The organism is Curtobacterium sp. UCD-KPL2560, assembly GCF_001705035.1.
Lineage (GTDB): Bacteria > Actinomycetota > Actinomycetes > Actinomycetales > Microbacteriaceae > Curtobacterium.
In genome coordinates this window covers 93,435-119,760 of record NZ_MCIG01000001.1, presented here as the reverse complement: position 1 = coordinate 119,760, position 26,326 = coordinate 93,435, and the positions used below count along the sequence as shown (strand labels likewise).

The following is a 26,326-nucleotide window of genomic DNA, read 5'->3' as shown; positions in this document are numbered from 1 at the left end:
GGGCGTGTCCGGCGCACCGGCGGCGGTCGGCGGGGTCGCCGTGCGCGTCGTGCCGTGCCTCGACGTGCAGGGCGGTCGCGTCGTCAAGGGCGTCAACTTCCTGGACCTGCAGGACGCCGGCGACCCGGTCGAACTCGCGGCGCGCTACTACGAGCAGGGCGCCGACGAACTGACCTTCCTCGACGTCGGAGCGACGGTCGAGAACCGCGCGACGATGTACGACACCGTGACGCGAACCGCCGAGCAGGTGTTCATCCCGCTGACGGTGGGCGGCGGGGTCCGCAGCGTCGACGACGTGTCGCGCCTGCAGCAGTGCGGCGCCGACAAGATCGGTGTGAACAGCGCCGCGATCGCCCGGCCCGACCTGGTCGGCGAGATCGCGGACCGCTTCGGCGCGCAGGCGGTCGTGCTCTCGCTCGACGTCAAGCGGTCCGACCGGATGCCGTCCGGCTTCGTCGTGACGACGCACGGCGGGCGCACCGAGTCCGACCTCGACGCGATCGCGTGGGCGCGCGAGGGCGTCGAACGCGGCGCGGGGGAGCTGCTCGTCAACTCGATCGACGCCGACGGCACGAAGAACGGCTTCGACCTCGAGCTCATCGCCGCGGTCCGCGCGGTGTCCTCCGTCCCCGTGATCGGGTCCGGCGGCGCGGGTCAGGTCGAGCACTTCGCCCCGGCCGTCGAGGCGGGCGCCGACGCGGTCCTCGCGGCGAGCGTCTTCCACCGCGGCGAGATGACCATCGGCGACGTCAAGGCCGCGCTGCGCGCGGACGGTCTCGTCGTCCGCTGACCGGTCCTCGTCGACCGCGCCCCCGCCCCGTGGTGGACCGGAGGCGCGTCGGCCCTGCCTCCGCCCCGTGGCGCGACCACGGCCGGCCGGGAGGCGCGGTGCGGGCCCGCACCGCGCCTCCCGCCCGGCACGCCGTAGGCTAGGAGCCTCATGACCGACAGCACCAGCACCAGCACGGACGCGGTCCTCGACCGCGCGCGGTTCGGTGCGGACGGGTTGCTCCCCGCCGTCGTGCAGGAGGAGTCCACGAAGGACGTCCTCATGCTCGGCTACATGGACCGGGAAGCCCTCCGCCGCACCCTGACCGAGGGCCGGGTGACCTTCTGGTCACGCTCCCGGCAGGAGTACTGGCGCAAGGGCGACACGTCCGGCCACGCCCAGTACGTGCGTGCCGCGGCGCTCGACTGCGACGACGACACCCTGCTCGTCACCGTGCAGCAGGTCGGTGCGGCGTGCCACACCGGCGCGCACCGCTGCTTCGACGTCGACCCGCTCGACCCGGTCACGGCCTCCGCGCCGCCCGCCGGGTCCGCCGCGGACGAGGCCGTCGCGGCCTGGACCGCACTCACCGACGCCGCCACGTCGGACGGAGCGGCACGGTGACCGCGGCGACCGCGCACGGCTCCGACGAGCCGCGCACGACGACCCGCTCCGCGTACGACGGTCTGCTCGCCGACCACCGGGTGGTCCCGGTCGTCCGCGCGCTCTACGCGGACAGCGAGACCCCGGTCGGCGTCTACCGCAAGCTCGCGGACGGTCGTCCCGGGTCGTTCCTGCTGGAGTCCGCCGGCCAGGGCGGTCTGTGGTCCCGCTGGTCCTTCGTCGGCGTGCGCAGCTTCGGTGTGCTCACGCAGGAGGGCGACCGCGCCGCCTGGATCGACACCGGCATCAGCGCCGAGCGCGCGGTCGGCTCGCTCGACGGCGCGCCGCTCGAGGTGCTCGCACGACTGCACGAGCGCTGGGCGACCCCGCGCGTCCCGGGCACCCCGCCCCTCGTCGGCGGTACGGTCGGCTTCGTCGGCTGGGAGGCCGTCCGTCAGCTCGAGCACCTGCCCGACGCCCCGCCCGCGGACTTCGACGTCCCGGGACAGGCGCTGTCCTTCGTGTCGGAGCTCGCGGCGCTCGACCACCGCACCGGACTCGTGCTGCTCGTCGCGAGCGTCCTCAACGACGGCACCGACGACGCCGACGCGATGTGGAGCGACGCCCAGGTACGACTCGACCGGATGCAGGCCGACCTCGTGCAGCCGACCGTCGCGACCGTGGCCGAGGCGTTCGAGATCGCCGAGCCCACCCCGACCCACCGCACCTCTCCCGACGACTACATGGCCGCGGTGGTCCGGTCGAAGGACTTCATCCGCGACGGCGACGTCTTCCAGGTCGTCATCTCGCAGCGGTTCGACCACGAGGTCACCGCCGACCCGCTCGACGTCTACCGCGTGCTGCGGACGCTCAACCCGAGCCCGTACATGTACTTCCTGTCGCTCGCGGACACCGCCGACGAGCGGTTCTGGATCGTCGGCGCGTCGCCCGAGGCGCTCGTCAAGGTGCAGGGCGGCCGGGCCATCACGCACCCGATTGCCGGATCGCGTCCGCGCGGGGCCTCGCCCGTCGAGGACGTCCGTCTCGGCGAGGAACTGCTCGCCGACCCGAAGGAGCGCGCCGAGCACCTCATGCTCGTCGACCTCGCCCGCAACGACCTGCAGAAGGTCTGCGAGCCGGGCACGGTCGCCGTGACCGAGTTCATGACGGTCGAGCGGTTCAGCCACATCATGCACCTCGTGTCGAGCGTCGAGGGGTCGGTCCGGCCCGGGGCGTCCGCGATCGACGTGTTCCGCGCGACGTTCCCGGCCGGGACGCTGTCGGGTGCGCCGAAGCCACGCGCGCTCGAGATCATCGACGAGCTCGAACCGGCGAAGCGCGGCGCGTACGCCGGTGTCGTCGGCTACTTCGACTTCGCGGGCGACGCCGACCTGGCGATCGCCATCCGCACCGCCCTGATCAAGGACGGCGTCGCGCGCGTGCAGGCCGGCGCCGGGCTCGTCGCCGACTCCGACCCGCACACCGAGCACGTCGAGGCCGTCAACAAGGCGGCGGCCCCGCTGCGCGCGGTCGCGACGGCGAACCGGATGCGCGAGGTGCGTCCGTGAGCCGCACCCGGTCACTGACCCGCGCGCGGTCGCGCCCGCTGGTGGTCGTCGGCGGCCTCGCGGTGGCCGGCATCGTGATGCTCTCGTGGACGCAGACCTGGTTCACCGTGCGGCTCCACGCCGGGACCGCCGTGGTGTCGCAGGTCGTCGCGGACGGCGCGGCCGCGGTGCCGCAGTACACCGCGCTCGCGATCGCCAGCCTCGCGCTGTTCCTCGCGCTCACGATCGCCGGCCGCGTCCTCCGGGTCGTGCTCGGAGTCGTCGAGGTGCTGCTCGGTGCCGGTGTCGTCCTCACCGGCGCCTCGGCACTGGCCGATCCCGTCGCCGCGTCGAAGGGCGCCGTGGGCGGGGTCGCCGGCGTGAGCGACATCGACGCCGTGCGCCGAACCGTCGCGAGCGTCGTCGTGACCGTCTGGCCGGCCGTCGGCATCGCCGGTGGCGTCCTCGCGGTCCTGCTCGGCGTCGCGGTCCTGGTGCTCCAGCGGTCCTGGCCCGGTCCGACCCGCAAGTACGGCGCGCAGACGACCGGTGCGGCCGCGGCGGCACGGGCTGCGGCACCGGCGCAGCGCGATGCGATCACCGACTGGGACGACCTCAGCGCCGGCGACGACCCGACCGTCCTCGACGGTGCGCAGGGCGGCGCGGTGGGGGAGCCCACCACGACCGGCGCGGTAGGATCGCAGGGGCGTCGATCGGACGACGACGCCGGAACCGAACGAGGAGCACCGTGAGCAACACTGAGCCCGCAGAACTCGGCGAAGGCCACTCGCCCGCCGCCTGGACCGCCGTCGTGATCATGCTGATCGGGTTCGCGGCCGGGACGCTGTTCTTCTGGTTCGACATGGCGTGGGGCGTCTGGGCCTCGGCCGGTGTCGTGGTGGTCGGCCTGATCGTGGGCGCCGTCATGGGCAAGGCCGGCTACGGCGTCAACGGCCCGAAGTACGTCGCCAAGCACCACGCGGAGTAGTCCCGTGGCGAACGTGCTCGAGACCCTCGTCGCCGGTGCGCTCGAGGACGCCGAAGCCCGGCGCCTCGACCGCCCCTACGCCGACGTCGAACGCGACCTCGACCGGGTCGCGTCGCCGCTCGACGCCCTGGAGTTCCTGGCCCCCGGCGACCGCGTGAAGATCCTCGCCGAGGTCAAGCGTGCGAGCCCGTCCCGCGGCTCGATGGCCGCGATCGAGGACCCGGCCGCACTCGCCGCCGACTACGAGCGCGGCGGTGCGTCGACGATCAGCGTGCTCACCGAGGGGCGGAAGTTCCTCGGGAGCCTCGCCGACCTCGAGGCCGTCAAGGCCCGGGTCGGCGTGCCGGTGCTCCGCAAGGACTTCATCGCAGACCCGTACCAGGTCGTCGAGGCACGTGCGTCCGGCGCCGACCTCGTGCTGCTCATCGTCGCGGCCCTCGACCAGCAGCGGCTCGTCGAGCTGCACGGCCTGGCCGAGGAGCTCGGCATGCGCGTCCTCGTCGAGGCGCACTCCGCCGACGAGGTCGCGCGCGGCCTCGACGCCGGGGCACGCATCCTCGGCGTGAACGCCCGTGACCTGACCGACTTCTCGCTGGACCGCGACCTGTTCGGCTCGCTCGCCGACCGGATCCCCGACGGGGTCGTCCGCGTCGCCGAGTCCGCCGTCGCCGGTCCCGCCGACGTCGCGCACTACCGCTCCGCGGGTGCCGACGTCGTCCTGGTGGGGGAGGCGCTCGTCACGGGCACCGACCCGGCCGCAACCCTCGCGTCGTTCATCGCCGCCGCGGACGGCCTCGGCCGCCCGCGCGCCTGACCGCGCTCCGTCCCACCGGCCGCGCCCGACTCCGGGCGCGGCCGCTCCACCCCGGGAGACCCACCGTGACCTCACTCCGTGACCTGCAGGGCCCGTACTTCGGCGACTTCGGCGGACGCTTCGTCCCCGAGTCCCTGGTCGAGGCGCTCGACGAGCTCGAGACCGCCTTCCGTGAGGCCTGGGCGGACCCGGCGTTCCGCGAGGAGCTCGACACGCTCCAGCGCGAGTACACCGGCCGCCCCTCGATCATCACCGAGGCGCCGCGGTTCGCGAAGCACGCCGGTGGTGCCCGGATCATCCTCAAGCGCGAGGACCTCAACCACACCGGTTCGCACAAGATCAACAACGTGCTCGGCCAGGCCCTGGTCGCGAAGCGCCTCGGCAAGACCCGCCTGATCGCCGAGACCGGCGCGGGCCAGCACGGCGTCGCGACCGCCACCGCGGCCGCACTGTTCGGCATGGACTGCGTCGTGTACATGGGTGCGGTCGACACCGAGCGCCAGGCGCTCAACGTCGCCCGGATGCGGCTCCTCGGCGCCGAGGTCATCCCGGTCGAGACCGGCTCCCGCACGCTCAAGGACGCGATCAACGACGCGCTGCGCGACTGGGTCGCCAACGTCGAGTCGACGCACTACCTGCTCGGCACGGTCGCCGGCCCGCACCCGTTCCCCGAGATGGTGCGCGAGTTCCACAAGGTGATCGGCGAGGAGGCCCGGCAGCAGGTGCTCGACCGCATCGGTCGCCTGCCCGACGCCGTCGCCGCGTGCGTCGGCGGCGGGTCGAACGCGATGGGCATCTTCGAGGCGTTCCTCGACGACGAGTCCGTCCGGCTGCACGGCTTCGAGGCCGGCGGCGAGGGGATCGAGACCGGTCGTCACGCGGCGAGCATCTCGCTCGGTCGCACGGGTGTCCTACAGGGCACGATGTCCTACCTCATGCAGGACGAGGACGGCCAGACGATCGAGAGCCACAGCATCTCGGCGGGTCTCGACTACCCGAGCGTCGGCCCGGAGCACGCCTACCTCGCGTCGATCGGCCGCGCGCAGTACACGCCGATCACCGACGCCGAGGCGATGGAGGCGTTCCGTCTGCTCGGCCGCACCGAGGGCATCCTGCCGGCGATCGAGTCGGCCCACGCACTGGCCGGCGCGATCAAGCTCGGCAAGGAGCTCGGCCCGGACGGCGTCGTGCTCGTGTCCCTGTCCGGACGCGGCGACAAGGACGTGGCGTCCGCCAGCCGCTACTTCGGCATCCTCGACGAGAACGCGGTGCAGCTGTGACGACTCCCGGAACCACCCGCTCGGTCGCGACGACGATCGACACCGCCAACGCCGAGCGTGCGGGCGCGGTCGTCGGGTACCTGCCCGCCGGCTTCCCGGACGTGCAGACCAGTGTCGACGCGGCCGTCGCCCTCGCCGAGAACGGCGTCGACGTCATCGAGTTCGGCCTGCCCTACTCCGACCCGGTCATGGACGGTCCCGTCATCCAGCGCGCCGCCGAGGAGAGCCTGGCGAACGGCTTCCGCGTCGCCCAGGTCTTCGACGCGGTCGACCAGATCACGAACCGCGTGGACGTGCCGGTCCTGGTGATGACCTACTGGAACCCCGTGCTCCGGTACGGCGTGGAGCGCTTCGCAGACGACCTCGTCGCCGCCGGGGCCTCCGGGCTCATCACCCCGGACCTCATCCCCGACGAGGCTCGTGCCTGGATCGACGCCTCGGAGCGCACCGGGCTCGACCGCGTGTTCCTCGCCGCCCCGTCCTCGACGGACGCCCGGATGCAGCAGGCCGTCCGGTCGAGCCGCGGGTTCGTCTACGCGGTGTCGACGATGGGCGTCACCGGCGCCCGGGTCGGCGTCGACGTCGCCGCGCGCACGGTCGTGTCGCGGCTCCGCGACGCGGGCGTCGAGCGCACCTGCGTCGGCCTCGGGATCTCGACGGCCGACCAGGTCGCCGAGGTGCTCGAGTACGCCGACGGCGCGATCATCGGATCGGCGTTCGTGCGCGCCCTCGCCGACCTCGGCGTCCAGGGCGTGGCCGACCGTGCGGCCGACCTCGCGTCCGGCGCTGCGCGCCGCTGACGACGGATCCGGGGTGCGCGGCCGACCGCTCCTCCGGCACCGCTGACCACCGGACCGACGCGCGTGGGGCCGTCACCGCGTTCCGGACGGGAGGCGCGGTGCGGGTGACCGACGTCGCTCACCCGCACCGCGCCTCCCGTCCGTGCGTGCGGTCACAGTTCCCACAGGTCGGTCGCCGGCGTTCCTGCCGGGCGCGGTTCCCGCGCTACAGTGAGCGGGGCCGCCGCCTCGGCGGAACCGCGGCCGTCCAGCACCGAAAGGCGACAGCACCTCCATGCCCCTCCTGAGCATCCCGAGCCCGAGCACCGCGTGGCAGTACTTCGACCTGACCGCCTGGCTGCGCGACGTCTTCGGCTGGAACCTGCCGCTCGACTTCCGCATCCACGCGTACGCCATCTGCATCCTGCTCGGGATCGTGGCCGCGGTGCTGCTCGCGAACCGTCGCCTGAACGCGCGCGGGGTCGAGCGGTGGATCATCATCGACATCGCGATCTGGGCGGTGCCGCTGGGGATCATCGGCGGACGGCTGTTCCACGTGTTCACCCACGTCAAGGACTACTTCGGTCCCGGCCGTGATCCGTGGTCCTTCCTCTACGTGTGGGAGGGCGGTCTCGCGATCTTCGGCGCGATCATCCTCGGGTCGCTCGGCGCGTGGATCGGGTGCCGCCAGGTGGGCCTGCGCTTCACGACGCTGATCGACGCCATCGCTCCGGGCGTGCTGCTCGCACAGGCGTTCGGCCGGCTCGGCAACTACTTCAACCACGAACTCTTCGGCATGCCGACGAACCTGCCGTGGGGCCTGCAGATCGAGTCGACGAACCCGGCGTTCCCGACCGGCCTGCCCGCGGGCACGCTGTTCCACCCGACCTTCCTGTACGAGATCATCTGGAACGTCGTCGGCGTGGTCGTCATCCTGCTGCTCGACAAGCGTTTCCAGCTGCAGTGGGGCAAGGTCATGGCCCTCTACCTGATCTGGTACGGCACCGGCCGTTCGGTCCTCGAGTCCATCCGTGTCGACACGAGCGAGACCTTCGCCGGCATCCGCACGAACGTCTGGATGTCCTTCGCGGCGATCCTCGTGGGCGTGATCGTGTTCCTCGTGCAGACCCGTCGCCACACCGGCAAGGAGCCCGGCCCGTACCGCCCGGGTCGCGAGCCGCGTCGGACCTCCGATGTAGACTCCGATGACACCTGGTCGGAACACGACGACGACGCTCCGGCAGCCGTCACGGACTCCGATCCGGTCACCGCAGCGGGCCGCGCCTAGGAAGCACCCCTCCCGCGTGGACGGCACCCGCCGGCCACGCGGCCACGCTGCACCGGTCCTCGTCGCCACGAGCGACGGCACGACCTCGCGCGTCGCCACCGACCACACCGACAGCGTCGCGCACGGGCACCTGTCCCGCCCGCTCGGGCGGAACGCACCACCGGGCCACCGACGTCCCTGTTCCACTTCCTCGTGAGGACGGTTCCCCATGGCGCTCCAGCCACACACTGCCCCCCGGTCGACCGGCGCGCTCCTGCCGCCGCACCGACGCTTCTCGGCCGTGCCCGACGCCGTCGGCGCGTACGACCCGGCGAACGAGAAGGACGCCTGCGGGCTCGCGATGGTCGCGACGCTCCGCGGCACGGCCGGACACGACATCGTCGACGCCGCCCTCGGCGCCCTGCGCAACCTCGAGCACCGCGGTGCGGTCGGGTCCGACGCGGGCACCGGCGACGGCGCCGGCATCCTGTGCCAGGTGCCGGACGCCTTCCTGCGCGACGAGGTCGACTTCGTGCTGCCCGCCGCGGGGGAGTACGCCGTCGGCACCGCCTACCTGCCCGTCGACGACGACGCCCGGCACGCGGTGCAGGGCGCGATCGAGCGGATCGCACGCGAGGAGGGCCTCAAGGTCCTCGGTTGGCGTCCGGTCCCGGTCCGTCCGGAGGTGCTCGGCACCCTGGCGCGCGCCGCGATGCCCGCCTTCGAGCAGCTCTTCGTCGCGTCGATGCGGCACGACGCGCACGGGGCCGCCTGGAGCGGCATCGCCCTCGACCGCCAGGCCTTCCGGCTCCGCAAGCGCGCCGAGCGCGACACCGAGGTGTTCTTCCCGTCGCTGTCGAGCCGGACCATGGTCTACAAGGGCATGGTCACGACGCTCCAGCTCGAGCCGTTCTACCCCGACCTGAGCGACGAGCGCTTCGCCTCGAAGCTCGCGATCGTGCACTCGCGGTACTCGACGAACACCTTCCCGTCGTGGCCGCTCGCGCAGCCGTTCCGCACCCTCGCGCACAACGGCGAGATCAACACCGTCCGCGGCAACCGCAACTGGATGCGCGCGCGGCAGTCGCAGCTCGAGAGCGAACTGCTCGGCGACGTCGCACCGCTGCTGCCCATCGTCAGCCCCGGCGCGAGTGACTCCGCCTCGTTCGACGAGACCCTCGAGCTGCTCACGCTGTCCGGCCGCTCGCTGCCGCACGCGGTGTCGATGATGGTGCCCGAGGCGTGGGAGAACCAGGTCGGGATGGACCCCGACCTGCGGGCGTTCTACGAGTACCACTCGATGCTCATGGAGCCGTGGGACGGCCCGGCCGCGATCACGTTCACCGACGGGTCGATCGTCGGCGCGACGCTCGACCGCAACGGCCTCCGTCCCGGGCGCTTCCTCGTCACCGACGACGGGCTCATCGTGATGGGCTCCGAGACGGGCGTCATCGACGTGCCGCCGGGCAAGGTCGTGCGCAAGGGCCGGCTGCGGCCCGGTCGGATGTTCGTCGTGGACACCGAGGCCGGCCGCATCATCGAGGACGACGAGGTCAAGCGCGGCCTCGCGGCCTCCGGTCCCTGGGCGCAGTGGCTCGACGAGGGCCGGATCAACCTGTCCGACCTGCCCGACCGCGAGCACATCGTGCACACCCCGGCCTCGGTGACGCGGCGGCAGCGTGCCTTCGGCTACACCGAGGAAGAGGTCCGGATCCTGCTCCGCCCGATGGCGCAGACCGGTGCCGAGCCGCTCGGTGCGATGGGTTCGGACACCCCGATCGCGGTGCTCTCCACCCGCCCGCGCCTGCTGTTCGACTACTTCACGCAGCAGTTCGCGCAGGTGACGAACCCGCCGCTCGACTCGATCCGCGAGCAGGTCGTCACCTCGATGGGCATGGGCCTCGGGCCGGAGCGCAACCTCCTGGACGCCGGACCCGAGCACGCGAAGCAGATCGTCCTCGACTTCCCGGTCATCGACAACGACGAGCTCGCGAAGATCCAGCACTTCGAGACCGCGTCCGGCCGCGACCTGACCGTGACGATCCGTGGTCTGTACCGCGTCGACGCGGGCAAGAAGGCGATGCAGAAGCGCATCGCCGCGGTGTGCGACGAGGTCGACGCCGCGATCGAGTCGGGCAAGCAGTTCATCGTGCTGTCCGACCGCGACGGCAACGCCGAGCAGGCACCCGTCCCGAGCCTGCTGCTGCTCGCCGCGGTGCACCACCACCTCATCCGCACCGAGCAGCGCATGAAGGTCGGGCTCATCGTCGAGGCCGGCGACGTGCGCGAGGTCCACCACGTCGCGACCCTGATCGGGTACGGCGCCTCGGCGATCAACCCGTACCTCGCGATGGAGACGTGCGAGAACCTCGTGCGCTCGGGCATGATCACCGGCATCACCCCGGAGCAGGCCGTCAAGAACGTCATCAAGGCGCTCGGCAAGGGCGTCCTGAAGATCATGTCGAAGATGGGCATCTCGACGGTGTCGAGCTACGCCGGTGCGCAGGCGTTCGAGGCCGTCGGGCTCAGCCAGGAGTTCGTCGACCGGTACTTCACCGGCACGTCGTCGATCCTCGGCGGTGTCGGCATCGAGGTCATCGCGAAGGAGAACGCCGAGCGGCACGCCCAGGCGTACCCGCAGGACGGCGCGGTGCTCTCGCACGAGCGGCTGCAGACCGGCGGCGAGTACCAGTGGCGCCGCGAAGGGCCGCCGCACCTGTTCAACCCGGACACCGTGTTCCGGCTCCAGCACGCCACGCGTGCCCGCCGGTACGACGTCTTCCGCGAGTACTCCAAGGCGGTCGACGACCAGTCCGAGGAGCTCATGACCCTCCGCGGGCTGTTCCGCTTCCGGCACGGCGTCCGCGAGCCGATCGCGCTCGAGGACGTCGAGCCGATCGAGTCCATCGTCAAGCGGTTCAACACCGGTGCGATGTCCTACGGGTCCATCTCGAAGGAGGCCCACGAGACCCTCGCGATCGCGATGAACCGCCTCGGCGGCCGGTCGAACACGGGTGAGGGCGGCGAGGACGTCGAGCGGCTGCTCGACCCCGAGCGCCGCAGCGCGATCAAGCAGGTCGCCTCCGGCCGGTTCGGCGTCACGAGCATGTACCTGACGCACGCGACCGACATCCAGCTGAAGATGGCGCAGGGCGCGAAGCCGGGCGAGGGCGGCCAGCTCCCGCCGACGAAGGTGTACCCGTGGGTCGCCCGCACCCGGCACGCGACCGCGGGCGTCGGGCTGATCTCGCCGCCGCCGCACCACGACATCTACTCGATCGAGGACCTCAAGCAGCTGATCTTCGACGTCAAGCGGGCGAACCCGTCGGCGCGCGTCCACGTCAAGCTCGTGAGCCAGTCCGGGATCGGCGCGGTCGCCGCGGGGGTGACGAAGGCGCTGGCCGACGTCGTGCTCGTGTCCGGCCACGACGGCGGGACCGGTGCGTCGCCGCTGAACTCGTTGAAGCACGCGGGCACCCCGTGGGAGATCGGCCTCGCCGAGACGCAGCAGACGCTCATGCTCAACGGCATGCGCGACCGCGTCGTCGTGCAGGTGGACGGGCAGATGAAGACCGGCCGGGACGTCGTCGTCGCCGCGCTGCTCGGGGCCGAGGAGTACGGCTTCGCCACCGCGCCGCTCGTCGTCGAGGGCTGCATCCTCATGCGGGTCTGCCACCTCGACACGTGTCCGGTCGGCGTCGCGACGCAGAACCCGGAGCTCCGCAAGCGCTTCACCGGCCAGGCCGACCACGTCGTGAACTTCTTCGAGTTCGTCGCGCAGGAGGTCCGGGAGATCCTGGCCGAGCTCGGGTTCCGCACCCTCGACGAGGCGATCGGCCAGGTCGACGCGCTCGACACCGACCGCGCCGTCGAGCACTGGAAGGCATCCGGCCTCGACCTGGCACCGGTCCTGCACGGGCCCGAGTTCGGCCGCCACGAGCCGCGCCGCCACCTGCGCGACCAGGACCACGAGCTCGACGAGCACTTCGACGTCCAGCTCGTGCAGCAGACCGCCGACGTCCTCGAGCACGGCGGGTCGGTCGCGCTCGACCTCCCGATCCGGAACACCGAGCGCGCGGTCGGCACCATGCTCGGCCACGAGGTCACGCTCCGCCACGGCGAGCACGGGCTCCCGGCCGGGTCGATCGACATCACGCTGCGTGGTTCGGCCGGGCAGTCGCTCGGCGCGTTCCTGCCGGCCGGGATCACCCTGCGCCTGGTCGGGGACAGCAACGACTACGTCGGCAAGGGCCTGTCCGGCGGGTCGATCACGGTGCGCCCCGACTCCGAGTCGGCGTTCGAGGCGTCCGAGAACGTCATCGCCGGCAACGTCATCGGCTACGGCGCGACCCAGGGCAGCATGTTCATCCGCGGCATCGTCGGTGAACGCTTCCTGGTCCGGAACTCCGGTGCGACCGCGGTCGTCGAGGGCGTGGGCGACCACGCGCTCGAGTACATGACCGGGGGCCTGGCGCTCATCCTCGGCGAGACCGGCCGGAACCTCGGCGCGGGCATGTCCGGCGGCACCGCGTACGTGCGGGACCTCCGGCGTGAGCACGTGAACACCGACGCGCTGGCGAGCGGTGAGCTGCGGCTCGAGGAGCTCGACAGCGCCGACGTCGAGATCGTCACCGACCTGCTCCGTCGGCACCACGCCGAGACCGGGTCGACCGTCGCGGCCGACCTGCTCGACTCGGGCGACCTGAGCGGCTTCACGAAGGTGCTGCCGCGGGACTACGCGGCCGTGCTCGCGACCCGTCAGCAGGCCGTCGACGAGGGCCTCGACCCGGACGGCGACGTCGTCTGGAACCGCATCCTGGAGGTGACCCGTGGCTGACCCCAAGGGCTTCTTGAAGGTGCAGGAGCGCGAGCTCCCGCCCCGCCGACCCGTCCCCGTGCGGCTCATGGACTGGAAGGAGGTCTACGAGCAGCAGGAGTCCGGTGCCCTGAAGCGCCAGGCCGGCCGGTGCATGGACTGCGGCGTGCCGTTCTGCCACCAGGGCTGCCCGCTCGGCAACCTCATCCCGGAGTGGAACGACCTGACGTGGCGCGGCGAGGGCCGCCAGGCGATCGAACGCCTGCACGCGACGAACAACTTCCCGGAGTTCACCGGCAAGCTGTGCCCGGCTCCGTGCGAGGCGTCGTGCGTGCTCGGCATCAACCAGCCGCCCGTGACGATCAAGCAGGTCGAGGCGTCGATCATCGACGACGCGTTCAAGAACGGCTGGGTGACGCCGCACCCGCCCGAGCGCCTGACGGGCAAGACCGTGGCCGTCGTGGGGTCCGGTCCCGCCGGACTCGCCACCGCGCAGCAGCTCACCCGCGCCGGGCACACCGTCGCGGTCTACGAGCGCGACGACCGGATCGGCGGGCTGCTCCGCTACGGCATCCCGGACTTCAAGATGGAGAAGCGCCAGATCGACGCGCGCCTCGCCCAGATGCAGGCCGAGGGCACCCGCTTCCGCGCGGGCGTCGAGATCGGTGTCGACATCACCTGGGACGACCTGAAGTCCCGCTACGACGCGGTCGTCGTCGCCACGGGTGCAACGGTCCCGCGCGAGCTGCCGATCCCGGGCCGCGACCTGGCCGGCGTGCACTTCGCGATGGACTACCTCGTCCAGCAGAACAAGACGAACGCGGGCACGACGGTCGACAACCAGGTGACCGCCGAGGGCAAGCACGTCGTCGTCATCGGCGGTGGCGACACCGGCGCCGACTGCATCGGCACGGCCCACCGCCAGGGCGCGCTCAGCGTGACGAACCTGGCGATCGGCAAGCAGCCGCCGCTCGAGCGTCCCGACGACCAGCCGTGGCCGATGTTCCCGACGGTGTTCGAGGTCTCGAGTGCGCACGAGGAGGGCGGCGAACGTCACTACCTCGCGTCCACGGTCGAGTTCCTCGGCAACGCGGCCGGCGAGGTCCGGGCACTCCGCGTGGCCGAGACCGCGTACGTCGACGGCCGGCGTGTGCCGAAGTCGGGCAGCGAGCGCGAGATCCCCGCGGACCTCGTGCTCATCGCGATGGGCTTCACCGGCCCGGACACCGAGACGCTCGAGCCGCAGCTCGGTCTCCCGGTGACCGCCGCCGGTGCCGTCGCCCGGCAGGCCGACTACTCCACGAACGAGCCGGGTGTGTTCGTCGCCGGCGACGCCGGTCGTGGTCAGTCGCTCATCGTCTGGGCGATCGCCGAGGGCCGGGCCGCCGCGGCCAAGGTGGACGAGTACCTCGAGGGCTCGACCATCCTCCCGGCGCCGGTCAAGGCGACCGACCGTGCGATCAGCATCTGACGCCGTGGACACCTCGACGACGCACGACCGTCAGTGACCAGCAGGCCACCGGCACTCGATAGGGTGCAGGTGGCCTGCTCGCGTTCCGCGCGGCCCCACAGCGCGGAAACCAGCACCATCAACCACACGAAGGAATCCATTGAGACGCGCAAAGATCGTTTCGACGCTCGGACCCGCCACGTCGGAGTACGAGACCGTCAAGGAGATCATCGAAGCGGGCGTCGACGTCGCCCGACTCAACCTCAGCCACGGTGACTACAGCGTGCACGAGGCCAACTACGCGAACGTGCGCCGCGCCGCCGAGGAGCTCGGCAAGCCGGTCGCGATCCTCGTCGACCTGCAGGGCCCGAAGATCCGCCTCGCGAAGTTCGCCGACGGCCCGCACGAACTCGCGGTCGGTGACGTCTTCACGATCACGACCGAGGACGTCCCCGGGTCGAAGGAGATCTGCGGCACGACGTTCAAGGGGCTGCCCCAGGACGTCAAGCCCGGCGACCCGCTCCTCATCGACGACGGTCGGGTGCGCCTCCGCGTGCTCGACACCGACGGCGTCCGCGTGCGCACCGAGGTCGTCGTCCCCGGTACGGTCTCGAACAACAAGGGCATCAACCTGCCCGGCGTCGCCGTCAACGTCCCCGCGCTGAGCGAGAAGGACGAGGCCGACCTGCGCTGGGCGATCCGCCAGGGGGCCGACCTCATCGCGCTGTCGTTCGTGCGCAACGCCGCCGACGTCGACCGCGCGCACGAGATCATGGACGAGGAGGGCAAGCGCCTCCCCGTCATCGCCAAGGTCGAGAAGCCGCAGGCCGTCGACGCGCTCGAGGAGATCATCGACGCGTTCGACAGCATCATGGTCGCCCGCGGTGACCTCGGTGTGGAGCTGCCGCTCGAGGCCGTCCCGATCGTGCAGAAGCGCGCGGTCGAGCTCTCCCGCCGCATGGCGAAGCCGGTCATCGTCGCGACGCAGATGCTCGAGTCGATGATCTCCTCGCCGATCCCGACCCGCGCCGAGACGTCCGACGTCGCGAACGCGGTGCTCGACGGCGCGGACGCGGTCATGCTCTCCGGCGAGACCAGCGTCGGCGAGTACCCGGTGCAGACCGTCCGCACCATGGCCCGCATCGTCGAGTCGACCGAGGACCACGGCCTCGAGCGCATCGCGCCGCTCGGCACCAAGCCGCGCACCCTCGGCGGCGCGATCACGCTCGCCGCGGTCGAGATCGCCGAGTTCACCGAGGCGTCGTACCTCTGCGTGTTCACCGAGTCGGGCGACTCCGCACGCCGCATGTCGCGACTGCGCCACGGCCTGCCGATCATCGCCTTCACGCCGAACGAGGCCACCCGCCGGCGGATGGCGCTCACGTGGGGTGTCCGCTCGTTCCTGGTCGACCGGAAGACGCACACCGACGAGCTGTTCTCGCAGGTCGACGACGTGCTGCTCGCGAACGGCCTGGCCGCCCCCGGCGACCGCGTCATCGTCACCGCCGGGTCGCCTCCCGGACTCGAGGGCTCGACGAACGACCTCCGCGTGCACCGCGTCGGCGATGCGCACGCCGAGGCCGCTCCGGCCTACGTCCGGAGCTGACGCCCGGTCACCACGCCACGGGGCGCGGACGGGAGGCACGGCGCAGCACGCGCACGTCGCCTCCGGTCCGCGCCCTTCCGCGTCCCCGTCGAGCCCGCCGCCGTCCGTCCCTGTTCCGTCCGGCTCCCGCGAAAGCGACAGTTCGCCGCCTCGGCATGGCCTTGTCTCCCGCGAGAGCGACAGTTCGCCACCGATGGTTCGCGGCGAACTGTCGCTTTCGCGACGGGGACCGAGCACGGCGACCGTGACCTGTCGCTTCCGCGACAGGGACCGAGCACGGCGACCGTGACCTGTCGCTTTCGCGACGGGGACCGTCGCGTCCCACGGCACCGGTGGTGACCCGACGCCGCCGCGAGCGGGCAGGATGGCCGGTGTGAGCCTCCAGGACGACACCCGCTCTGCACCCACCGCAGCCGACGTGCGCCGGTGGCGCCGCTACCTCGCCGACGAGCGGGCGGAGGCGGCCGTGTACCGGAACCTCGCCGCGCGGCGCGACGGCGAGGAGCGCGAGATCCTCGCCGCCCTGGCCGAGGCCGAGGGGCGGCACGAGCAGCACTGGGTCGACCTGCTCGGCGCCGAGGCCGGTCGGCCGCTGCGCGGGAGCCTGCGCACCCGCGTGCTCGCCGCCCTGGCGAAGCGGTTCGGGTCGGTGTTCGTGCTCGCGCTCATGCAGAACACCGAGGACCGCTCGCCCTACGCCGACGACGACGACGCGACCGCCCGGATGGCCGCCGACGAGCGCATCCACGGCGAGGTCGTCCGCGGCCTCGCGAACCGCGGGCGGATGCGACTGTCCGGCACGTTCCGCGCCGCGGTGTTCGGCGCCAACGACGGCCTCGTGTCGAACCTGGCGCTCATCATCGGCATCAGCGCCTCCGGGGCGGACCGCCACTTCGTGCTGCTCAGCGGCATCGCCGGTCTGCTCGCGGGCGCGCTGTCGATGGGTGCGGGGGAGTACGTCTCGGTGCGGTCGCAGCGGGAACTCCTCGACGCCTCGGCACCGCACCCCGATGCCGGCGACGCCGTGGCGCACCTCGACGTCGACGCGAACGAGCTCGCGCTCGTGTACCGGGCGCGCGGGATGCCGGAGGAGCAGGCGGAGGCGCACGCGGCGGACGTGCTCGCTGGCCTCACCGGCGGAGCGTCGACCGGTCCGGTGCGGACGTCCGAGGACCACGAGGCGGTCGGGACCGGGACGAGCGCGGCGCTGTCGAGCTTCTGCTTCTTCGCCTCGGGCGCGGTGATCCCGGTGCTGCCGTACCTGTTCGGCCTCGAGGGGTGGCCCGCGATCGCGGTCGCCGCGGTGCTGGTCGGGATCGCGTTGCTCGGCACGGGCGCCGTGGTCGGGGTGCTCAGTGGCGCGCCGCCGCTCCGCCGGGCGCTGCGGCAGCTCGGGATCGGCTTCGGTGCGGCGGTCGTGACGTACCTGCTCGGGCTGCTGTTCGGGACCGGCGCGGCCTGACCTGCGCGGCCTGACCGGCGCGGGGTGCCCGAGCCTCCGGACCGGCGGTCGGGAGGCGCGTGGCGGGCTGGTGCCGTGCCTCCCGTCGGTGACGGACCGGCGGTCGGGAGGCGCGTGGTGGGCTGGCGCCGCGCCTCCCGTCCGCGCGGTGCGCGCCGGGCGGCCGGTCCGCCGTCGTCAGCGGCGGGCCGCGGCCCGCGGTGGCAGCAGGAGCAGCGTCGCGGCGCCCACGACCACGAGGGCGATCCCGGCCACGACGACGAACACGCTGAGCGCGACACCCGGTGCCGCGAGCACCGCGACGCCGCACAGCAGGGACAGGACCCCGCTCACGGTGGTCGGCAGCCGCGACGAGCCGGGGTGCCCCACCACCGCGCCGACGAGCGACGCGACGCCCTCGACGAGGAACGCGATCCCCGCGAGGACGGCGTAGGCGACGAGCGGCACGAACGGGTCGAGGAGTGTCACGAGGCCCGCCAGTCCGACGACCCCGCCGACGACGCCCGTCGTCCACCGCCAGACCGGTGCCGTCCCGTGCCCGCGTGCGGCCGCGAAGACGCGCATCGCTCCGGCCACGACGAGGTACACGCCGAAGAGCAGCGCGACGACCACGAGGGTGGGCCGCGGCCAGGTGATCGCGACGACCCCGAGCACGAGGGCCACCACGGCGGCGGTGACGACGAAGGCCCGGAACGTCCGGACGGCACGGGTGTCCACGTGGGGCTCCTCCTGCTCGTGACGGCGGTTCAGACGGTACCCGCGGGACCGCCCCGGCGTTGCGTCGCGAGCAACCCGACCGTGCGGCGGTCGAACTCGGCGAGGGCCCGTCGGGTGCTCGCCGTCAGGCGTGAGGACGGGATGCGGCCGCCGACCGCGAGCGCCGGGTCGGCCGGCAGTCGCAGCACCGCGGCGTGGTGGTGCCGCGCACGGAACGCCTCGACCGCGCTCCCGCGGAGGGCGTCACCGGTCGCGGCGCTGACGACGACGACGATCCGTGTCGCCGCGGTCAGGCCCGACCGTCGCGCGGCAGCCTCGACCAGGAGGTCGGCATCGGCGAGGCCCGCGGCGTTCGCCGGCGCGACGACCACGAGCAGGTCCGACGGGGACGTGAGCGCGTCGAGCCCGCCCCGCATCGCGTGGGGGCCGGCGTCGTGCACCGCGACGGTGTCGTCGACGGCCGAGACGTCGTCACCGTTGGGCAGGCGGAGGCCGAGGTCACCGCCGGAGTGGTCGTACAGCACCGGTGCGCCGACGGTCGACGCCCGCCGGAGCGCCTCGAACAGCAGGGCGGCGACGGTGGTCGTGCCGACGCCGCCGGCCGTGCCGGCGACGACGATGCGGACCGGGACGGGCGCGGTCGTCATGCCTCGCCCCCGGTCCGGTCGGGGGCACCGAAGTGCGCGACCTGGGCGATGAACGCGCGTTCACCGCGGCGGAGCATGCGTCCGCGGCCCGGGGTCATCGGCTCGGCGTACACCTGGGGCGCGATCTGCCCCTCGCTCCGTTCGCCGGACATGAGGAACGTGCTGCCACCGGTGTCGCGCAGCGCCTGGAGCGTGAGGTCGAACAACGCCCGCTGGAGTCCCGCGACCGGACGGGCGACGAGGACGTGCAGCCGCAGGTCGCGGGCGGACGGGAGGTACGGCAGGAGCGGCTCCAACGGCTGCGTGCCGCCGCTGGCGAGGATGTCGAAGTCGTCGACCACGACCACGATCCGCGGACCGGCGCTGCGGTCGCTCGAGGCCTGCCGCTTCGCGAGTTCCTCCGCGATGGCGGCGGCGAGGGACCGCGCCTCGAGCGCGCTGGTCGCCTGGCCGCCCAGGTAGTCGTCCGGGCAGACGTCCGTCAGGCCGCCGCGGCTGTCCATCACCGCGACGACGAGTTCGTCGGGGGCGTGGCGGTCGACCAGACCCTCGACGACACCGCGCAGCAGCGTGGTCTTGCCGGAGCGCGAGTCGCCGAAGACGAGCAGGTGCTGGTCGCGGTCCGCGAGCTCGAGGAACGCCGGCTGCATGGTGTCCTGCCGGAGGCCGAACGGCACGCGGTCGGGCTCCTCGAACGGGTCCGGAAGGTCGGACGGCTCGTAGTCGCTGGGGAGCAGGCGGATCGGCGCGGCACCGGGCCCGCTCCAGCTCGCCGCCGCCCGGCGGGCGAGGGCCTCGAGTGCGTCGGCGACCTCGTCGTCCGCGACGTCCTCCATCACCGGCAGGGCGAGCTGGACGAAGCGACGCTCCTCGGTGATCGCCCGGCCGCGCTGGTCCGGGCGGATCGTCTGGGACAGCTTGCGGTCGACGACCGAGTCGGCGGGGTCGTTCAGTCGGAGTTCCACACGGGTGCCGACGAGCGGTTGGACGGCCATGCGCAGCTCGTTCCACCGGGTCAGGGTGACCACGACGTGCACGCCGAGACCGGAGCCGCGTTGCAGCAGTTCCGCGATCATCGGCTCGAACAGTTCGTACTCGTCCCGCACGGCGCCGTACCCGTCGACGAGCAGGACGACCTCCGCGCTCGGGAGCTCCGGCAGGTCACCGTCGGCGTGCCGGGCACGGAGGGCGTCGAGCGAGTCGACGCCGTGCACGCGGAACACCCGCTCGCGGGTCGCGAGCATGAGCTGCAGCTCCTCGAGGAGCCGCTGCATCGTGGCCGGGTCGGCGCGGGTCGCGACGCCGCCGACGTGCGGGAAGCCCTCGATGCGCGCCAGGCCGCTGCCGGTCAGGTCGAGCCCGTAGATGCTCACCTGCTGCGGGGTCGTCGTCAGGGCCGTCGCGGCGGCGACCGACCGGAGCATCGTCGACCGGCCGGACTGCGGAGCCCCGATGACCGCCGCGTGGCCGCCCGCACGGGTCAGGTCGAGGGACCAGGGACGCTGCGCCTGGTCGGACGGGTCGTCGAGCAACCCGAGCGGGATCCGCAGTGCCGGGGTGCCCTCGAGACGCTCGGTCACGACACGGGACAGGGCCAGCCGGCCGGGCAGGGGCGGCAACCAGATCGGTCGCGTCGTCCGGTCGGCGTCGAGCAGGCGCTCGACGGCCTCGTCGACGAGCGCGCGGCCGGTCTGCGGTCGGCGCAGCTCCGGCTCGGCGGCGGACCGCGACGGGTCCTGCTCCGCGGCGAGCGTGTTGAAGACGGGCAGGAGGACCGGCTCGGGGCGTGTCGACGCCTCGGTCCGCGCGGCGCTCGCCTCGACCGGGCCGGACACGTACCCGGCACGGAACCGACGGTAGACGGACGTGTCGACCTTGAGGTAGCCGTAGCCCGGGATCGCGGGGAGGTGGAAGGCGTCCGGGCGGTCGAGGATGGTCGAGCTCTCGGCCTCGGAGAACGTCCGGAGCCCGAGCCGGTACGACAGGTAGGTGTCGAGGCCGCGGAGACGACCGGCCTCGATGCGCTGGCTCGACAGCAACAGGTGCACGCCGATCGAGCGACCGATGCGGCCGATCGTCATGAGCAGCTCGATGAACTCGGGCTCGGCGGTGAGCAGCTCGCCGAACTCGTCGATCACGAGGAGCAGGTGCGGGAGCGGGGCGAGGTCGGGACGCTGGGTGCGGAGCTCCCGGTAGTGCGTGATCGACGGCGCGTTGTCGGCGTCGCGGAGCACCCGCTGGCGTCGGACCACCTCGCCGGCGATCGACGCGCGGGCACGTTCGATGAGCCCGGCGTCGTCCTCGAGGTTGTCGATGATGCCCGCGACGTGCGGCAGCCCGGCGAACGGGGCGAACGCGGCGCCGCCCTTGTAGTCGACGAGCACCATGCTGAGGTCCTCGGGCGAGTGCGACAGCGCCAACCCCAGGACGAGCGTGCGGAGCATCTCCGACTTGCCGGAGCCCGTGGCCCCGATGCAGATGCCGTGCGGCCCCATCCCGAGCTGCGCCGACTCCTTGAGGTCGAGCAGCACCGGGGCGCCGAAGTCGTCCAGCCCGATCGGGACGCGGAGGAAATCGCGGGGCGACCGCGGCAGCCAGACCTGCTCGGGCGAGACCTCGGTGACGTCCTCGATGCCGAGGAGCTCGGCGATCCCGATGCCCTCGGTGGACTCCGCGGCGTCCTGCGCGGTCAGGCTGAGCCGGAGCGGGGCGAGTTCGCGTGCGAGCGTCTCGAAGGTCGACGCCGGGACACGGTCGGTGCGGAAGCGCGTCTCGACGACCTCGCCGTCGGCCTCGCGCCGGGCGTCGGTGACGGTCGCCACCTCGTCGTCGACGACCACGCGCACCGTGACGTCCGACGGCTCGTGCAGGCGGTCGGACAGCAGGTGCACGGTCGTGACCTGCAGGTCGGCGAGCCCGAGGTCGGCGTCGGGTACCGGCAGGTCGGAGGCGACGTGCCCGTGGTCGTCGACGAACACGACGAGCCGGGAGTTCTCGGCCTGGTCGCTCGTGCCGGCGCTGCGCTTCGCGGTCGCCGCGAACTGCGCCCGGTCCGCGAGCTCGCCGCCGACGACACCGAGCAGGGCGGGCACGTCCGGAGCGATGCGGCGCGCGGGCACGTCGCCGTCGAGCAGTTCGTCGTCGACCGCGTGCGGCAGGAGGTCGAAGCCGCGCCAGTCGTCGGCGACCCCCGCCGGGTGCACGAGGGCGAGGTGCAGGTCCTCGGGGGAGTGGAACGCTGCGAGCTGCGCGATCATGCCGCGGGCCACCTCGAGGACCCGGGCGCGGTCGCCGATCACGGCGACGTGCCCGGCCCGGTCGAGGTCGACCGTGACCGGCATGCCCGCGACCGTGGCGTAGTGCCGGACCACGGTGCTCGCCTCGTCGAGCATGATCGGGTCGAACGGTTGCACGGGGTTGTCGTCGTCGGGCAGCACGAGGTCGAACCACCGTACGTCCCCGAGCCCGGTGCGGACCCGCAGGAAGTCGTCGTGGCCGCGGCGGCGCTCCCACAGCCGTGCCGGGTCGCGGACCACTTCGACCAGGGCGTCGGGTTCGGGGTTGAGCACGGTCGCCTTCGCCCGGACCTCGCGCGCCCGCGCCCGCATCTCGGTGCGGGTCCGTTCGAGGAAGTCGAGGTAGCGCTCACGCTGGGACCGTCGGGTCCTGGCCTGGTTGCCGCGCTGCGAGAGCGCCATGCCGACGCCGCCGACCAGTGCGACGACGAGGACCACGGCGCCGATCACCATGAACACCGGGTTCGCGTTCCGGAGCACCACGATCATCACGATCGAGGACAGCGAGCCGACGACCGGCAGCAGCGTCTGGATGGGGATGCCGCCGACGGGCCCCTCCGGGAGCGCGGGCGGGGGAGCGAGGTGCTCGGTCGGCTCCTCGCGGAGCGGTCGGCTCACGCGCGTCGGGCGGTGGACGAGGCGACGGGTCATCGTGCGGTCCTCCCGGGGGTGAGCAGCGCGGCGGCGAGGCGGACGTGGGCGGTGCGGGTCGCGACGGTGAGGTCGCGGCTGGACCGCGGCACGTCGCTGCGGCGCGCACGGTCCGTCGGCACCGCGAACACCGTGCCCGGAGGCCAGCGGACGGCGTCGACGGCCTGCGACCCACCACCGCCGAGGTCGACGGCCGCGACCACGACGACCGGGGCGTGCTCGAGCGAGCGCACGGCCTCGACCACGGCGACCGCGCGCTCGAGCGACACCCGCTCGCTCCGGGCGACCAGGCAGACCGCGTGACTGGCGTACGCCACCGCGGTGAGGTCGACGCCCGGAGGTCGGACGCCCCAGTCGGTGCAGACCACGTCGAAGAAGCGCGTCACGGGGGCGACGGCATCGGCCCACGCCGACTCGGTCGCCTGGCGCGGCGGCGCACCCTGCTCGTCGTCGACCGGCGTCGGACGGACGTCGAGCGCGTACAGCCCGGATCCGGCGCGGACGAGCCCCGCGGTGGCGTCGGCGGTGCTGACCGGGTCGAGGCGGCGGGGGTCCGTCCCCTGCGCGGCCGTGTCGGGCAGCCCGGCGTGCCACAGCATCGACCGGCCGCCGGCCGCCGCGTCGACCCCGAGGACCGGTCCCGAGCGGCGGTGCGCGACCAGGTTCGCGACGAGGGCGGCCGTGGTGGACGCGCCGACACCGCCGGTGAGCTGGACGAAGCCGACCCGTCGGCTGAGCGCCAGGGGCGCCCGGACCGCGCGGTCGGCGTCCCGCAGCACGCTGGTGCGTGCTGCGGTGGCTCCGAACACGGCCGCCGGCGCAGAGCGGACGAGCGAACCGAGCGCGCCCATCAGAACGCCCCGAGGAGCTGCTCGTAGACGCCGAACACGCCGAGCAGGAGCGGGACGAGCGCGACGACCGAGAGCGTCTCGAGCACGTTGCCGAGCCGTCGGAGGGATGCACGCTGGTGTCGCGCCGGGGTGACGAGCACGAGCAGGGCGACGACCACCGCGAGCCCCGTCAGCACCGCGGTGCCGAGGACACCGTCGGTCCCGTGCAGGTGCCGGGATACGCCGACCACGACGCCGGGCAGGACCGCGGCCCAGAGCGCTCCGACCTGGGTCGCGAGGGGGAACGCCCTGGTGCGGAGGACGGTCACGAGGACGAGCGCCACCCCCAGCCACGGTGCCCAGGGTCCCGGTCCGCCCGCCACACCGACGAGTGCGATCCCGAGCGTCGACGCGACGGCGAACGTCGACCAGGTGAGGGTCCGGTAGGCGCGGTCGACGGTGGTGAGCACCGTGCTGCGCTGTGCCAGGCGGCCGGCGATCACCTGGTCGTCGAGGCCGGTGAGCCCGGAGAGGGACATCGCGTACCAGGGGACCAGTCCGACCACGACGACGGCTGCCGTGGCGAGGACGCCCGCGCCCTCGGCCGCGGTCATCGGTGTCAGGGCGAGGAACGTCGCGGCACCCGCGCCGACGACGCCAACGGCGGAGCCGAGCGCGGCCGACGCGGAGCGGCGCCCGAGCCCGGCGACCAGGAACAACGCGAGCCAGACGAGCGTCGCGACCGGCGCGGCGAGGGCGGGTGTCACCGAGCCGGACGGACCGGAGGAGGTGAGCAGCGCCTCCAGGTCGGCTGCCGCGGGCACGGCGAGACCGAGGGCCGCGCCGAGCAGCGTCCACGCGACCGTGCGGGCGCCGGCGAGGGCGATCCCGGTGCCGCCGAGCACGCAGACCAGCCAGGCGACCGCCGGGACGGCCCCGAGCCCGGGAGCGCCGAGCGCGGTGGTGCCGGCGGCGAGGGTCAGCGCGCCGGTCCCGACGGCGCCGACGAGGAGCCGAGCCCGGGCGTCCCAGAGCCCGGCCCGCGCCCCGAGCGCGTCGCTCACGGCGTCCGTGACGTCACTGACCTCGGGCGGCGGCGGTGCCTCGTCGAGGCGGAGCAGCCGGAGCACCTCGCCGTCGAGCACGCCCTGCTCGGCGGCGGTCGCGGTGGTGTCGAGCTGTTCGCCGGTCGCGCGCAGGAGGGTCAGCGGTCGCGCCACCGGGGCGACGCGCTCGTCGAGCAGCTCCACGAGGCGGGGGACGAGCGAGCCGAGGGTCTCGTCGCTCGGGATGACGAGCGTCGCGCGGCGCGTGGCACCGACGACGGTGAGGCGCGTGAAGTCGGTCACCGGTCCCCTCCCGACGTGGCGGGACCGACGGGGGCGGTCGACCCTGTGGCTGCGGCCGCCCCAACGGCTTCGGTGGATGCCGCGCTCCCGTGGGACGTGGCCGCTCCGGCGGCCCTCGCCGGGGTCGCCGGGCTCGACGGCACCGTCGTCGTCGCACCCCCGACCTGCCCGTCGCGGATGGCGCCGAGGACGAAGGCGGTCCCCACGCAGCCCGCGCAGACCACGGCCGCGAGGACCACGCTCCCGATGAGCCGCCGGACGTTGTCGTTCACGGATCGGCGCTCGTCGAGCCCGCCGATGAGGAACGCACCGCGCAGCCGCACCCGGTGGGTCCGGACGGACTCGAGCAGGATCGTGTCGTCGTTGTCAGGCACGTGCCGTCGTCTCCTCGTGGTCGGGTCGCGGGACCGCGGGCACGGCCCGGGTGCCGGCGGTCACGGTGTAGGTGCGCTCACCGAGCTCGACCCGCCACCCCAGGGCCGCAGCGGTGCGCTGCCCGGGGACGAGCGGTTGCACCGTCCCCTCGGGTGACGTGATGGTCGTGCCGTTGGTGGTGTGCAGGTCGGTCACCCAGAGCAGCTCGTCGGCCCACTCGAGCACCGCGTGGTTCCGGGACAGGGTCCGCGCGATGTCCGGGAGCGCCAGCACCGTCACGTCCGGGGCGTCGGACTCGGGTCGCCGACCCACCAGGACGGTGCCCCGGACGACGATCGCGTCCCCGGTGCCGGGGACGAGCCGCACGTCGAGCAGGCGGGCGGTGTCCCGACCGCCACGACGGCTGCTCCCGGCCGAACCCCGTCCGGTGGTGTCCGGCTGTCCGGCGGCGTGCGTCGCGGTCCCCGCCGGCGGTCGCGTCCGAGCGGCGCGGCGTCCCTCGACCGGACCCGTCGCGACGGGTACGACCGCCGGTCCGAGCTCCTGACGGTCCAGCGGGACCCGCGCCGGGGTGAGCGGGTCGCGCCCACGCCGCAGGTCGGCGGTGATGGTGGCGGGCGCCGACCACGGGACGAGCGCGCCGCGGACGGCCGTGAGCGGTGCCGGTGGGAGTGCGGTGAGGACGTCGACACGGCGGGCTCGGCACACCGCGAGCCCGACGGTGCGTCCCGACCGGGCCGTCGCGACGAGCTGCGCGACGAGCACCAGGACCGCCGTGGCGACGCCCCAGGCGGTGCGCGTGGCCGGCTCCGCGGACGGCGCGGCCAGCGCCACGGCGACGGCCGGGAGGACCGTGGCCAGGACGTCGACGAGGACCGCTGTCCGCCGTCGGGTCGCGTTCGCGGGCACGACCCCCGTGAGCAGACCGGCTGCGGTCGACGTCGCGGCACCGCCTGCGGCGGCGACCTGCGGGGCGCCGCACCGCGTGCAGAACCGCTCACCGGACGCGAGGATGCGGGAACACCGTGCACAGCTCAACGAGCCGACGAGCGCGCTCGGCATCGGTTCCTCCCCGTGGAT

Annotated in this window: 20 protein-coding genes; 13 read left to right on the top strand and 7 right to left on the bottom strand. The window is 73.3% G+C overall.

The genetic code is table 11. The features are described 5' to 3' along the window. Positions 1-4 precede the first annotated feature (4 nt). The 13 genes from hisF (at position 5) to BEP24_RS00460 (ending at position 17,381) form a co-directional block, all read left to right on the top strand. A complete protein-coding gene (gene hisF, locus BEP24_RS00520; RefSeq protein ID WP_065959304.1) occupies positions 5-790 on the top strand; it encodes an imidazole glycerol phosphate synthase subunit HisF in 786 nt (261 codons plus the stop codon). Positions 791-940: 150 nt separating this feature from the next. After that, positions 941-1,393, top strand: a complete 453-nt coding sequence (gene hisI, locus BEP24_RS00515; protein ID WP_065959139.1) for a phosphoribosyl-AMP cyclohydrolase — start codon at positions 941-943, stop codon at positions 1,391-1,393. After that, complete coding sequence (locus tag BEP24_RS00510) at positions 1,390-2,940, top strand: anthranilate synthase component I (RefSeq protein ID WP_065959137.1); 1,551 nt, start codon at positions 1,390-1,392, stop codon at positions 2,938-2,940. The genes hisI and BEP24_RS00510 overlap by 4 nt, the downstream gene beginning before the upstream one ends. After that, the gene (locus tag BEP24_RS00505) at positions 2,937-3,671 is read left to right on the top strand and encodes a Trp biosynthesis-associated membrane protein (protein ID WP_065959134.1); all 735 of its coding nucleotides are present in this window, start codon (positions 2,937-2,939) and stop codon (positions 3,669-3,671) included. The genes BEP24_RS00510 and BEP24_RS00505 overlap by 4 nt, the downstream gene beginning before the upstream one ends. Continuing rightward, positions 3,668-3,907 carry an HGxxPAAW family protein gene (locus BEP24_RS00500; protein WP_065959132.1) on the top strand — a complete coding sequence of 80 codons (240 nt, stop codon included), beginning with the start codon at positions 3,668-3,670 and terminating at the stop codon, positions 3,905-3,907. Before BEP24_RS00505 ends, BEP24_RS00500 begins: the two co-directional genes overlap by 4 nt. Before the next feature lie 13 nt (positions 3,908-3,920). Continuing rightward, on the top strand, positions 3,921-4,721 hold the full coding sequence (trpC, locus tag BEP24_RS00495; RefSeq protein WP_065959303.1) for an indole-3-glycerol phosphate synthase TrpC: 801 nt from the start codon (positions 3,921-3,923) through the stop codon (positions 4,719-4,721). A gap of 65 nt (positions 4,722-4,786) precedes the next feature. Next, positions 4,787-6,001 (top strand): tryptophan synthase subunit beta, encoded by a 1,215-nt coding sequence (gene trpB / locus BEP24_RS00490; RefSeq protein WP_065959130.1) that lies wholly within the window; start codon positions 4,787-4,789, stop codon positions 5,999-6,001. A 35-nt stretch (positions 6,002-6,036) separates the two neighbouring features. Next, on the top strand, positions 6,037-6,801 hold the full coding sequence (trpA, locus tag BEP24_RS00485) for a tryptophan synthase subunit alpha (protein WP_216093094.1): 765 nt from the start codon (positions 6,037-6,039) through the stop codon (positions 6,799-6,801). 274 nt (positions 6,802-7,075) lie between these two features. Then, positions 7,076-8,068 (top strand): prolipoprotein diacylglyceryl transferase, encoded by a 993-nt coding sequence (gene lgt / locus BEP24_RS00480; RefSeq protein ID WP_083229944.1) that lies wholly within the window; start codon positions 7,076-7,078, stop codon positions 8,066-8,068. Positions 8,069-8,276: 208 nt separating this feature from the next. Beyond that, positions 8,277-12,884 (top strand): glutamate synthase large subunit, encoded by a 4,608-nt coding sequence (gltB, locus tag BEP24_RS00475; RefSeq protein WP_139266483.1) that lies wholly within the window; start codon positions 8,277-8,279, stop codon positions 12,882-12,884. Further along, positions 12,877-14,334: a glutamate synthase subunit beta gene (locus BEP24_RS00470; RefSeq protein WP_065959127.1), complete on the top strand. Its 1,458-nt coding sequence runs from the start codon at positions 12,877-12,879 to the stop codon at positions 14,332-14,334. The genes gltB and BEP24_RS00470 overlap by 8 nt, the downstream gene beginning before the upstream one ends. 139 nt (positions 14,335-14,473) lie before the next feature. Continuing rightward, positions 14,474-15,919 carry a pyruvate kinase gene (gene pyk / locus BEP24_RS00465; protein WP_065959125.1) on the top strand — a complete coding sequence of 482 codons (1,446 nt, stop codon included), beginning with the start codon at positions 14,474-14,476 and terminating at the stop codon, positions 15,917-15,919. A 373-nt stretch (positions 15,920-16,292) separates the two neighbouring features. Next, positions 16,293-17,381 carry a VIT1/CCC1 transporter family protein gene (locus BEP24_RS00460; RefSeq protein ID WP_253181515.1) on the top strand — a complete coding sequence of 363 codons (1,089 nt, stop codon included), beginning with the start codon at positions 16,293-16,295 and terminating at the stop codon, positions 17,379-17,381. 177 nt (positions 17,382-17,558) lie between these two features. Here BEP24_RS00460 and BEP24_RS00455 read toward each other — a convergent pair whose 3' ends face one another. Genes BEP24_RS00455 through BEP24_RS00425 form a run of 7 tightly spaced genes read right to left on the bottom strand, consistent with a single transcriptional unit; the run spans position 17,559 to position 26,308 of the window. After that, complete coding sequence (locus BEP24_RS00455) at positions 17,559-18,098, bottom strand: DUF308 domain-containing protein (RefSeq protein WP_139266484.1); 540 nt, start codon at positions 18,096-18,098, stop codon at positions 17,559-17,561. A gap of 29 nt (positions 18,099-18,127) precedes the next feature. After that, positions 18,128-18,745 carry a hypothetical protein gene (locus tag BEP24_RS00450; RefSeq protein ID WP_065959120.1) on the bottom strand — a complete coding sequence of 206 codons (618 nt, stop codon included), beginning with the start codon at positions 18,743-18,745 and terminating at the stop codon, positions 18,128-18,130. Then, a complete protein-coding gene (gene eccCa / locus BEP24_RS00445; RefSeq protein ID WP_065959118.1) occupies positions 18,742-22,692 on the bottom strand; it encodes a type VII secretion protein EccCa in 3,951 nt (1,316 codons plus the stop codon). The genes BEP24_RS00450 and eccCa overlap by 4 nt, the downstream gene beginning before the upstream one ends. Continuing rightward, the gene (locus BEP24_RS00440) at positions 22,689-23,543 is read right to left on the bottom strand and encodes a hypothetical protein (RefSeq protein WP_065959117.1); all 855 of its coding nucleotides are present in this window, start codon (positions 23,541-23,543) and stop codon (positions 22,689-22,691) included. The genes eccCa and BEP24_RS00440 overlap by 4 nt, the downstream gene beginning before the upstream one ends. Continuing rightward, positions 23,543-24,871 carry an EsaB/YukD family protein gene (locus tag BEP24_RS00435; RefSeq protein WP_065959115.1) on the bottom strand — a complete coding sequence of 443 codons (1,329 nt, stop codon included), beginning with the start codon at positions 24,869-24,871 and terminating at the stop codon, positions 23,543-23,545. Before BEP24_RS00435 ends, BEP24_RS00440 begins: the two co-directional genes overlap by 1 nt. Beyond that, positions 24,868-25,245 carry a hypothetical protein gene (locus BEP24_RS17775; RefSeq protein ID WP_065959114.1) on the bottom strand — a complete coding sequence of 126 codons (378 nt, stop codon included), beginning with the start codon at positions 25,243-25,245 and terminating at the stop codon, positions 24,868-24,870. Before BEP24_RS17775 ends, BEP24_RS00435 begins: the two co-directional genes overlap by 4 nt. Continuing rightward, the gene (locus BEP24_RS00425; RefSeq protein WP_065959112.1) at positions 25,238-26,308 is read right to left on the bottom strand and encodes an FHA domain-containing protein; all 1,071 of its coding nucleotides are present in this window, start codon (positions 26,306-26,308) and stop codon (positions 25,238-25,240) included. The genes BEP24_RS17775 and BEP24_RS00425 overlap by 8 nt, the downstream gene beginning before the upstream one ends. Between the last annotated feature and the right edge of the window lie 18 nt (positions 26,309-26,326).

Excerpts from the sequence above, each read along its gene's own strand:
- BEP24_RS00450 (WP_065959120.1), bottom strand. The coding sequence starts at position 18,745 with ATGACGACCGCGCCCGTCCCGGTCCGCATCGTCGTCGCCGGCACGGCC.
- BEP24_RS00440 (WP_065959117.1), bottom strand. The coding sequence starts at position 23,543 with ATGGGCGCGCTCGGTTCGCTCGTCCGCTCTGCGCCGGCGGCCGTGTTC.
- hisI (WP_065959139.1), top strand. The coding sequence starts at position 941 with ATGACCGACAGCACCAGCACCAGCACGGACGCGGTCCTCGACCGCGCG.
- BEP24_RS00425 (WP_065959112.1), bottom strand. The coding sequence starts at position 26,308 with ATGCCGAGCGCGCTCGTCGGCTCGTTGAGCTGTGCACGGTGTTCCCGC.
- lgt (WP_083229944.1), top strand. The coding sequence starts at position 7,076 with ATGCCCCTCCTGAGCATCCCGAGCCCGAGCACCGCGTGGCAGTACTTC.
- gltB (WP_139266483.1), top strand. The coding sequence starts at position 8,277 with ATGGCGCTCCAGCCACACACTGCCCCCCGGTCGACCGGCGCGCTCCTG.
- eccCa (WP_065959118.1), bottom strand. The coding sequence starts at position 22,692 with ATGACCCGTCGCCTCGTCCACCGCCCGACGCGCGTGAGCCGACCGCTC.